Source organism: Methanothermobacter thermautotrophicus (genome assembly GCF_014889545.1).
In the GTDB taxonomy this organism is placed as follows: Archaea; Methanobacteriota; Methanobacteria; order Methanobacteriales; family Methanothermobacteraceae; genus Methanothermobacter; species Methanothermobacter thermautotrophicus_A.
In genome coordinates, this window is the sequence record NZ_QKOF01000003.1 from 231,098 (window position 1) to 242,009 (window position 10,912).

Annotated in this window: 7 protein-coding genes and 1 rRNA gene; 7 read left to right on the forward strand and 1 reads right to left on the reverse strand. The window is 46.4% G+C overall.

The genetic code is table 11. From position 1 onward, the window contains the following. Nucleotides 1-16 precede the first annotated feature (16 nt). From DNK57_RS02100 to DNK57_RS02130, 7 genes are all read left to right on the forward strand, one after another. Nucleotides 17-2,440 carry a U32 family peptidase gene (locus DNK57_RS02100; RefSeq protein ID WP_192961399.1) on the forward strand — a complete coding sequence of 808 codons (2,424 nt, stop codon included), beginning with the start codon at nt 17-19 and terminating at the stop codon, nt 2,438-2,440. A 174-nt stretch (nt 2,441-2,614) separates the two neighbouring features. Beyond that, nucleotides 2,615-4,564 carry an endonuclease MutS2 gene (locus tag DNK57_RS02105; RefSeq protein WP_192961400.1) on the forward strand — a complete coding sequence of 650 codons (1,950 nt, stop codon included), beginning with the start codon at nt 2,615-2,617 and terminating at the stop codon, nt 4,562-4,564. 5 nt (nt 4,565-4,569) lie between these two features. Continuing rightward, nucleotides 4,570-5,634, forward strand: coding sequence for a hypothetical protein (locus tag DNK57_RS02110; RefSeq protein WP_226890961.1), 1,065 nt, complete (start codon nt 4,570-4,572; stop codon nt 5,632-5,634). Next, nucleotides 5,627-6,421 carry a trehalose-phosphatase gene (gene otsB, locus DNK57_RS02115; protein ID WP_192961402.1) on the forward strand — a complete coding sequence of 265 codons (795 nt, stop codon included), beginning with the start codon at nt 5,627-5,629 and terminating at the stop codon, nt 6,419-6,421. Before DNK57_RS02110 ends, otsB begins: the two co-directional genes overlap by 8 nt. Nucleotides 6,422-6,497: 76 nt before the next feature. Then, entirely contained in the window at nt 6,498-7,649 is a 1,152-nt protein-coding gene (locus DNK57_RS02120; RefSeq protein ID WP_192961403.1) for a nucleotidyltransferase family protein, read from the forward strand. Between the two features lie 5 nt (nt 7,650-7,654). Continuing rightward, a complete protein-coding gene (locus DNK57_RS02125) occupies nt 7,655-8,956 on the forward strand; it encodes a phosphohexomutase domain-containing protein (protein ID WP_226890962.1) in 1,302 nt (433 codons plus the stop codon). Between the two features lie 16 nt (nt 8,957-8,972). Next, a complete protein-coding gene (locus tag DNK57_RS02130; RefSeq protein ID WP_226890963.1) occupies nt 8,973-10,442 on the forward strand; it encodes a trehalose-6-phosphate synthase in 1,470 nt (489 codons plus the stop codon). A 269-nt stretch (nt 10,443-10,711) separates the two neighbouring features. On the opposite strand, the gene rrf is transcribed toward DNK57_RS02130, so the two are convergent. After that, nucleotides 10,712-10,833, reverse strand: a 5S ribosomal RNA gene (rrf, locus tag DNK57_RS02135). Between the last annotated feature and the right edge of the window lie 79 nt (nt 10,834-10,912).

Consider the following 10,912-nt stretch of genomic DNA (forward strand, 5'->3'; position numbering starts at 1 on the left):
TCGGAGGAAATTCCAGTTGGAAATACCTGAACTCCTTGCGCCTGCTGGTTCCCCTGATACCTTCAGGGTGGCCCTGAATGCAGGGGCCGATGCGGTTTACCTCTCAGGAAAGGACTTTGGTGCAAGGTACTATGCAGAGAATTTCAGCCTCAGGGAAATCCGGGAAGCCGTGGACTACGCTCACCTCCATGACAGGAGGGTCTACGTAACCCTAAACACCCTCATAAGGGACTCGGAGATCCAGAGGGTATCGGATTACCTCCAGGAACTCCATGCAGCAGGGGCAGATGCAGTGATAATACAGGACCCCTCCATACTTTTTCTCAGGGATGAACTATCACTTGACATCCCACTCCATGCCTCAACCCAGATGACCATCCACAACATGGCCGGCATCAAATGGGCAGAGGATGTGGGCCTTGAGAGGGTTATACTTGCAAGGGAGCTCTCAGTTGATGAGATCAGGGATATAACCTCAAAGGCTGGGGTGGATATCGAGGTATTTATACATGGGGCCCTCTGCTACAGCTACTCAGGACAGTGCCTGCTCTCATCATTCATAGGGGGTAGAAGCGGCAACCGGGGGCGGTGCGCCCAGCCCTGCAGAAAGAAGTATGAACTCATCCAGCTCAAACCCGGAAGGAGGGTTGTTAAACTCCCCTGGAAGTACCTCCTGTCTACCAGGGACCTCTCAGCCTACATGCACCTTGACAGGCTCGTTGATGCCGGTGTCAGTTCACTCAAGATAGAGGGCAGGATGAGGTCGGCCGAGTACGTCGCCACCACGGTCAGCGTATACAGGAGGGCCCTTGATGAGATAAAGGAGGGGAGGTGGAGGCCTTCCAGAAAAGAGTTTGAAAGGCTGATGCTGACATTCAACAGGACCCTGAAGGGGGGTCACCTGGTCGGTGAGGATTTCATGGGGCGTGAATACCCCGGTGACAGGGGCCTTCCCATTGGATACGTTGAGAAGTACTCCATGGGCAGGGCAATCGTAAGGCTGACCTCAGAGACTGTGCCCAGGAGGGGTGATGGTCTCTTCTTCCAGAAAAACAGTATGGGCATCCGCCTCGGTGACCACCTGCTGGATGGAGGTATTCTCTCCATTCCCTCAAAACCTGTCACCCCTGGTAGCAGGGTCTATCTCACAGGACGAAGGGAACTCCAGAAATTCACTGAAAAGCTCAGGAGTTCACATCCACCCCACCTCTGGGACGTTGAGCTCCGGTTCATTGCATCAGAGGATGGTGAAGTTCATCTCACAGCCGAATGGTCAATGGATGGAAGGACTCTGAGGGAATCCATTGATGCGAAGTTCGAGAGGGCCCTCAGAAGGCCCCTGGCACCCGACACAATCAGAGAACAGCTTCTGAAAGCCGGTGATAAACCCTTCAGATTAAGTTTTGCGGAATTCAGATATCCTGGAGGACTTTTCCATCCCATCAGCGGCCTTAATGCCCTCCGAAGGGAGCTTCTCAGTAGAGTTGAGAAGAGAATAATTGAGGAGAAGAGATCAGAGAAGGTCAAGGAGAAGAAATCGTCTGAGAAGGTTTCAGAGGGTTTCGCCGGGAGGTCTGCAGCCGGGGGTGGAGATCAAAGCCCCTGCATCTCAGTATATGTTGAGGACCTCCCATCCCTGGAGACGGCCCTGATGGCAGGAGCTGGGAGGGTATACTTCGAACCCATGATCCACAGGGACTTCAGGGAATGTGACTGGAATGATGTCAGATCAATCCTCAGGGAAGCCAGAGACATTGCATCGGGATACGATGCTGAATTCGTATGGAAGTGGCCTGATATAACCCATGACTGGCTTCTAAGGAGACTGCTCAAAATTGAAGATGAACTGAACCTGAACATCATGGTTGGTGGGTTCGGGATCCCCGAGCTGATAAGGGGTGGTGTGAAGATATATGGATCCCCGGCCCTCAACATATTCAACAGCATATCCTCCATGCTGATGTCGGGGAGGTTCCACATGCTAACAGTTTCACCGGAACTATCCGGGGAGGACCTCATGGGGATGGAAGGTAACCTTGAGGTTCCAGTTCACGGGAACCTCACCGCCATGGTTACAAGGGACAACCTCTGGAGGCTGGTCCCCAAGGATTTCAACACAGGATCAGACTCACTGTGGGCCTTAAGGGACAGTAGAGGAGCTACATTCCCAATGAATCAGCTCATGGGGTGTGAAACCGTTATCATGAACTCAAGAGAGACCTGTCTCATAGACTTCCTTCCATCACTGTTGAGATGGGGTTTCAGGAATTTTTCCATTGACTGTCGTATATATCCTCCTGGGAGAACAAGAGCCCTTGTGGAATCATACATTGAGGCCCTTGAAAACCCTGAAGGGATAGTTGACATCAAGGAAAAAATTGAGGGGGAAAGTGAATACGGTATAACAGCATCACATTTCAGGCACGGTCTCAGGGAGTAATGCGGGCCCACATGTGCATCTGGTGGGTTCTTCGCTGGTTTAGCTGAACTTTCTTGTCTGGGAATGGTCCCAATAAAACTCCTGGAACTTATAAAAGTCAAGCTGCTTCACAGCAGAGAATAGTTTCCAGATGCACTCTGAATTCCTATATATCAAAGGAAATGCATAGTTGGCATGATGAATTCCAGAGATTCAGTTGAGGCCGTCCTTACAGAGGTCAGTGGAATAGGGGAAAGACTGGCGAGGAAGATAGTAGATGAATTTGGCGGTGAGGATGAACTCCTCAAGGCAGTTAAAAACCTTGAGATTGACAGGCTTGTTGCAATTGAGGGTATAAGTCAGCGCAGGGCCATTGAAATAGCCAATAGACTTCTTGGAAACCCATTACCATCATTTTTAAAGACAGAGAGAGCATTTCAGATATACAAGGAGATACAGGAATTGATGATGTCCTATGCCCATACAGACTACGCCCGTAACCGTATAATGCTTCTGCATCCCTCCACAGACACCGATTCCATGATGGAGCATATAAGAATGGTTATGGAAGCAAAGAGAATGGTGGAGGAACTGCCTGTTGAAAAACTGAGGGAACTTCTCAGGAATCTGGATAGACCCCGGGACCCCCCCATAACCTTCAATCCATCCAAGGCCATCCTTGTGGAGACAAGGGAGGACTACGACCTCCTCATAGACATGGGACTCAACCGTTACCATCCGGTGATTCTCAATCCGGACCCGGGTGAACTTGATGAATATGAACTCATAATCTATGTCTACTCTGAGGGAATGATTGAACTTGAGGATACATTCAACACCATAATGGTGACCGCTGATTCAGATAAACATGAAATTGTGCCGGAATGTGTCCTCAATTACTTCAGAAAAAACCTTGAAATCTTCCGTAACGCCCTTGAGATTAAGAGGATCCTTGGAATGGAGACCTGCCTCCATGAAGTCGTTGAGATAATGGATGCGCTTCAGGGTGCCGGTAAGGAAGAGGTTGACATCGACGAGGCCGTGAATTCCGTCAAGGCATGGGCTGATATGAGGCTCAGGGACCTCATAAAGGACATCGACCTCAGCGGTGATGAGGTGCTGGCCCTCCTGAACCAGGGCATGACAGCCAAACTTGAGAGGATATTTGATGATGTCCTCTCTGAGGCGCGAAGCATGATAAGAAAGCAGACCGGTATTGAATTTGACCCCTTCATAAGATCATATCCCCTCAAGATTGACCAGAGAGAGGTTGAAAGGGTTAAGAGGCTTGAGGCTGCTTCAAGGAATCTGAGGGAATTCGAGGTTAAGGTTGATGCTGCAACCAGACTAAGTGAACTGAGGGATTCCGTCGAAGGTGAAATAAGGGATATAATGGAATTCGACTACCGCCTCGCCCTCGGACTCTTTGCCCATGAATATGAACTAACCGAACCTGAGTTCGGTGATGAAATAAGTCTGAGGGGGGCCCTCCACCTTAACCTTGTGGGATCCCGGAACTCCCAGCGTGTTGACTATCAGATCGGTGACCATGATAATGTCGTGTTGCTGACCGGGGCCAACAGTGGTGGTAAAACAACACTCCTTGAGACACTGGCCCAGGTCACCATCATGGCCCAGATGGGTCTGCCGGTCTGTGCCCTTGAGGCCCGTGTCAGGATCGTTGATGAGGTTTACTTCATCTCGAAGAAGAGGTCCCTGGATGCGGGTGCATTTGAATCATTCATAAGGACCTTCACCCCGGTCACCACAAGTGAAAACTCAAAGCTTATCCTCCTTGATGAGCTTGAGGCCATCACAGAACTTGACGCTGCCGTGAAGATTATAGCAACATTCATAGAGTTCATAGGGGAGTCCAGTTCCCTTGCGGTCATCGTTACCCACATGGCCCGTGAGATAATGAAGTATGTCGATGTCAGGGTGGATGGTATTGAGGCCAGGGGCCTTGATGATGAGTACAATTTAATAGTTGATAGAACACCCCGCATAAACTACCTTGCAAGGAGCACACCTGAACTTATAATAAGGATGATCTATGAGAAATCCTCTGATGAAGAGAGGATTGTCTATGGGAAGATACTTGAAAAGTTTCAGAAAACAGATAAAGCAGGAGAAAGTAAATCATAATTATGATGGAAGACCTTGAAGAATATATAGGGGCCCTTAAAGTTAGGTGTCCATCCATCTATGAGGCCTTTAACCGAATATATGAAGTGGGGTGCTCACATGGGTCCCTTAAGGTGACTGGGGGACTTGAGAAGAGGTTTGATAAAAATTTTATTGAATCCGTGAAAGAACAGAAGATTATAAGGGTTTACAACCGCTGGACCGGTGAAGGCGCGCTATTTAATTCATTTCGTCTAAAGAAACCTGTTATGGATCATGGAGATGCTAAAAAAATTCTGAAGGAGTTGCTCAGGGACGATGCCCGGTGTGACTTCTGCATGCCGGAACTGTATACTCCTGAAGACGATTTTGGGCGTGTAAGGGGTCAGCACTCAATCACAGCGTCCAACATCGCAAAGTATGATGCATGGAGTGGCCTTTTAATTTTCAGAAAACATAATCCCCTTGATTTTAGCTTCGAAGAACTTTCAGATTACCTCTCAACGGCTTCAAAGTGGTTTGAACTGGCAGCGAAATCCTCAGGGTTCCGTTTTCCATTTATAGTGTGGAACTGTATGCCACGTGCGGGTGCGTCACAGATACACGGGCATATGCAGCTTCTCCTCGGTGAGAGGCCCTATGGAAAGGTTTCATTCCTTGAAGAAGCCTCCAGAAGGTACCTTGAGACCTACGGGTCATCTTATCAGGACGATGTCTTCAGGGTGCACAGTGCCATTGGGCTTGGGGCTGAATACGGTGATGTATCTGTATATGCAAGTATCACGCCAGTAAAGGAAAGAGAAATTAACATAACATTTAAGAGTGAATTTGGAGGGGACAGGAAACTCCAGATGTGCCTCTTTAAAATTTTGAGGTGCCTGATAGATGAAGCTGGTGTCTGCAGCTTTAACCTCTCAATACATCCATTCAACCAGGATATGAATATTCCAGGCATTATAAGGATCGTTGACAGGGGAAGCATCACGTCAAAATCCTCTGATATAGGTGGAATGGAACTCTTTGGTAGTTCTGTTATCGGCAGTGACCCCTACATGATTTTTGATAAAATTAAGGGTGTTCTTGATGCCTGATTATCTGTTTGATTTCCTGGATGACCTGAAATTTTTGAAGAATGCAGATAAAACAGCCATAATCACGGACATAGATGGGACCATAAGTGAAATAGCACCAACACCTGAAGAAGCCTTTGTGGACGATGAAATGAGGGATGTTCTGGGGAAACTTGCATCAAGATACCGGCTCCTGGCCTTTATAAGCGGAAGACCTGTCCATGATGCACTCCAGATGGTGGGGGTTCCCGGTGCAATTTATGTTGGAAACCATGGTCTTGAGTATATCATAGATGGAAATTATCAGCGTTTCAGTGAAGTTGAAGACTATCTTCCCCTCATAAAAAAATGTGCCCTTGAACTTAGAAATAGAACACATGATGAGAACCTCATATTCGAGGATAAGGGCATCTGCTATTCCATACATTACCGTCAGTGCTCGGATCCCATGCTATCACGTGAAAGAATACTCAGAAAGCTGAGGGATATACCTGAATCAAAGGGGCTGAAGGTGGATGAGGGGCGAATGCTTGTGGAACTCAAGCCACCCCTCCATTACAACAAGGGCTTTATAGTGAGGAAGATACTGGAGGATTCCAGTGTGTCATCTGCAGTGTACCTTGGAGATGATACAACAGATGCTGATGCCTTCAGGGAACTCAGAAAACTTGAATCAGAGAGAAACATGAATAATGTCCCGATACTTGTACTGTCAAAAGAAATACCTGCTGAAGTAAAGAACAGCGCTCGATTTTTTGTCTCTGGGGTCTCTGAAGTTCTTAAATTCTTCAAATGGCTCTTAAAGTAGTTCCCTAATTAATAAGATAATTGCATCTCTACTGAAAAAAAATACTTATTAGTGCGAAATAACATAAATAATGTTCATGACATCCGTGGTTGTCATGGCGGGGGGGAAGGGTACAAGAATAAGGCCATTAACATTCTCAAGGCCAAAACCCCTTGTACCCGTTGCAAACAGGCCAATCCTCGATTACATAATCCAGAGGGTTCTCGATTCCGGGTACCGGAAGGTTGTGATGACACTCGGCTACCTTAAAGATCAGATAAAATCCCATGTCCTCGAAGGGTACACTGGAATTGATTTTAAATTCTCAGTCGAAAAGGAGCCGCTTGGAACGGCTGGGGGTGTGAAGGCAGCCTTCAGTGAAATAGATGAAACATTCATTGTGCTCAGTGGTGATGTGCTCTTTGATCTCAATCTGAGAGAAATGGTAAGATTCCACAGGAAAAAGAATGCCCTTGTCACAGTGGCGCTCACACCCGTCGAAGATCCATCACATTATGGAATAGCGGTTCTGGATGATGATGGAAGGATAAACAGATTTCATGAGAAACCACGCCCCGAAGAGGTCTTCAGCAAAATCGCCAATGCAGGCATATATGTAATGGAGCCAGAGGTCCTTGAATACATCCCCCGGGGAAACTCTGACTTCTCAGCAGATATTTTCCCCTTTCTGATAGAGAAGGATGCCGGGATGTATGGATTCCTTTTCGACGGATACTGGAATGATGTCGGCAAACCCAACACCTTCTTAAGGGCCAATCATGATGCTTTAAACGGGACTGTGATGCCTGAACCCGAGGGTGAGATAATCGATGAAGTTCCAGGTAGATTTGGAAAAATATGGGTCGGCAGGGACGTCTTTATAGGGGAGAGGGCTCGTATTGTGGGACCTGCTGTTATCGGAGATGGTTCAAGGATAGGTAATGGTGCATATATAGGCAGAAATACAGTGATCGGAGCCAAGGTTAATGTAGGGGAGAACAGTTTTATAAGGGGATCTGTTATTCTTGATGGCTGTGCAATTGGAAGAGGTTCTCAGCTTCTAAACTGTGTTGTCGATGAAGAGTGTGAAATAGGAGCCAGATGTGCAATTGATAGATGCGCAATAATTGGCTGCGGGGCATTTATAGGTCCTTCAACCGTTATCAGGTCTAACTGCACTGTCAGTAACGACCTCAGAATATTATCTGGCTCCCTTGTGGACTCAGACTATCCACTGGTACCCTGGTGATCCCCATGGCAAGGTATTTGCAGGATATAAGGGGTTCTGTTAACCGGGATATAGACTGTCAATTTGCACTAAACCTCGGGATGCTGATAGGTGACTATGTAAGCTGCAAACGCGTACTCATAGGAAGGGATGCCCACACCCCATCTCAGCTGATAAAAAGGGCCATTGGGACTGGGCTGATGGCTGCAGGTGTGGATGTAATCGATTTCGGTGTGGCCACGGTGCCTGTTATGCATCACAATATGAAGCGTTTCGATGCCCATCTCATGATAAACGTCTCCCGTTCACCTCTCCGTGCTGATGAAATAAACATTAAAATTCTCAGCAACCATGAAATACCCCTTGAACAGCGCCCCACCCTTTATGCGGAATATGAAGAACTTGGAAAGCTGAGATACGTTGATAATTATCTTGAATCCTATGTTAAATCTATCATGGAGTCAGTATCTCCATCTGTGAGTGAAAGGGAGTTCCTGATCGTGCTTGGATACGATGATGGCTCCCCATATAATGTTGAAGGTGAGATACTTAACCAGCTTGGGTGTCAGACCATCAACATCACATTCAGGGGATCCCTGTTTGGTAAAAACTTTCCAATTGCAAATCCATCCAGCATATCCCTGATTTCAGACGTTGTTAAGGCTGTGGGTGCAGATATGGGGGTTATACTGGATAATGACAGGGATACTATCTTCTTTATAGATGAAAGGGGACAGCTGTTAAGGGATCAGACCGTTCTATCAATATTTGCAGGGTATTACATATCAAGAGGGGATGGACCTGTGGTTTCCTCTGTGGTTGCATCAAAATCCCTTGAGAGGGTTAGCAGGGGACGTCTCATAAGGACATCTGTTAACAACGTTCTCAATGAGGTTCACGCAAAAAACGCTGTTTTTGGCGGTGATGAACCTGGAATGTACATATTCCCTGAATTTCAGTGCTGCTATGACGCCACCTTCACACTTTTAAAGATACTCGAGATCATTGCAGAGGAGAACAGGACACTCCACGCCCTCGCATCTGAAATAGGTAAGTACAGCAGGGTTGAATTCAGTGTCGAATGTCCGAACGAGTTTAAGGATATTGTTATTGAAAAACTGCTGAAGCATCTTCATGAAGGTGAGGTTGAAATTATCGATGGTATAAGGGTTGAAGATCAGGATGGGGTCATTCTTGTAAGGCCCTCAAGATTTGAACCCGTTCTGAGGGTTTATATTGAATCAGAATCCCCAGAGGAAACCCAGAAAAGATCACGTGATATAGTAGATCTTATAAAGAATGAAATGAGTGATCTGTATGGTGAGTGAGCTTCAGAAGCGTGCCATGAGGTTTCTTGAAGACAAGAACCCTGTTATTGTATCCAACAGGGGCCCCGTGGAATTCTTCAGGGAAAATGATGAAACTGTCATGAAGAGGGGTGCCGGCGGCCTTGTCTCAACACTGCTGCCCCTCGTTGAAAGGTTCAGTGGTGTGTGGATTTCAAGTGCAATGACAGTTGAAGATGCAAGGGTCGCCTCAAGGTACCCCGAGAACCGGGTTCCACTCCCTGAAGATGATCCCAGATTCACGGTTTCATTCGTTATAGTGGATCGTGAGCGATATGAGTCATACTACAGCATTATAAGCAATCCTCTTCTCTGGTTCGTCCAGCACTACATGTGGAATACTCCCTACGATCCTCTGATAGATGATAAAGTTTACAGTGCCTGGGAAGATGGCTATGTACATGTCAATAAAAAATTTGGGGATAAGGTGATATCTGAAATTGAGAGAAATGAAAAGGATTCCCTGATTATGTTACAGGATTACCATCTTTATTTATGTCCTTTCTTCATAAAAAAGGAAATTGGTGACGTATTTTTAAGTCATTTCATACATATACCCTGGCCACAAAGGGATTACTTCAATATACTTCCTGAAAGGATGAGAGCTGACATAATAGGAGGCCTTCTATCAAATACCATCCTTGGCTTCCATATAGAGAGATACTGCGCCAATTTCTTTGAGTGCTGTGAGGACCTTGGTTATGAGGTTGAGAGGGACAGAGGTATCGTGAGGAACGGGGATGAAAAAACCCTTGTTAAAAGTTACCCCATATCCGTTGACCCTGAAAGCATGGAAAGGACCGTCAGCTCCCCCACCTTCATGGAAAAGGATGAATTTGTTCGGAAATTAAAGGGGAACATGTTTCTTATATATAGAACAGATAGGGCTGATCTCAGCAAAAACATAATACGTGGTTTCAGGGCCTATGAATTATTTTTGAGGGATCATCCAGAATTTCATGGAAAGGTAAAGTTTCTTGCAACCGGTAAACCAACAAGACAGCAGATAAGGGAATACAGGAATTACTCTGAGGAGGTCAAAGATACTGTAGATGAGATCAACGAGAAGTATGGTACAGATGAATGGAAACCCATTGAATACATTTACCGTGCCGACTACGAACTTGTTGCAGCCGCCTTTAAGAACTATGACTGCCTGATTGTAAATCCCATTGCAGATGGTATGAACATAGTGCCAAAGGAGGCTGCGATTATCAATAGAGAAGATGGTGCCCTGATACTCTCAGAACGGGCTGGATGCTATGAGGAACTTTCTGAATATGTAATAGGTGTAAACCCCTTTGATATAAAGGAAACTGCAGATGCGATTTACAGTGCCATAAAAATGAGTCCTGGGAAAAGGAAGAAGATTTCAGAAGGTCTCAAGGCAAGGGTTCTTGAAAGAACAATCTACCACTGGATAAGCGAGCAGTTCGATGATTTTGAGGATCTATGGAACAAAGAATAAATTTGCCTGCGTAATTCAGGGCTTCCTTTTATCTGCTCCCTTCTCATGGGAATAGAATAATTTTGCCTGCGTACTAACTCTACGGGTTCACAGGTAGATTACCCTTCCCTCCCCGAGCAACCCTCGAAGCAGGCAGTCTGTCCGATGCTGGGTTTCTTCTAATCATATGAGGCATCAGCCCACATCATAGAAGGACCTATGGCACCGGTCGTTACGATGTGACATTGAATTCTATGAAAATCAGTGTATATAAATTTTTAAGAGTGAGTGGCTGGCAGTGAAGTGGGCTTCCCACAGCAAAAAACCGCAGTACACACCCACAACGCAGCAGGACTTAACTACTGAGATCGAAACGAGATCAGGTATAAGCCCCCACGCCATGACCGCCATGCCATTTATGATAATGATGAAAGTGATGAGTATGAGGGTGGTCTGGCAGTGAAGTGGGCTTCCCACAGCAAAAAACCGCA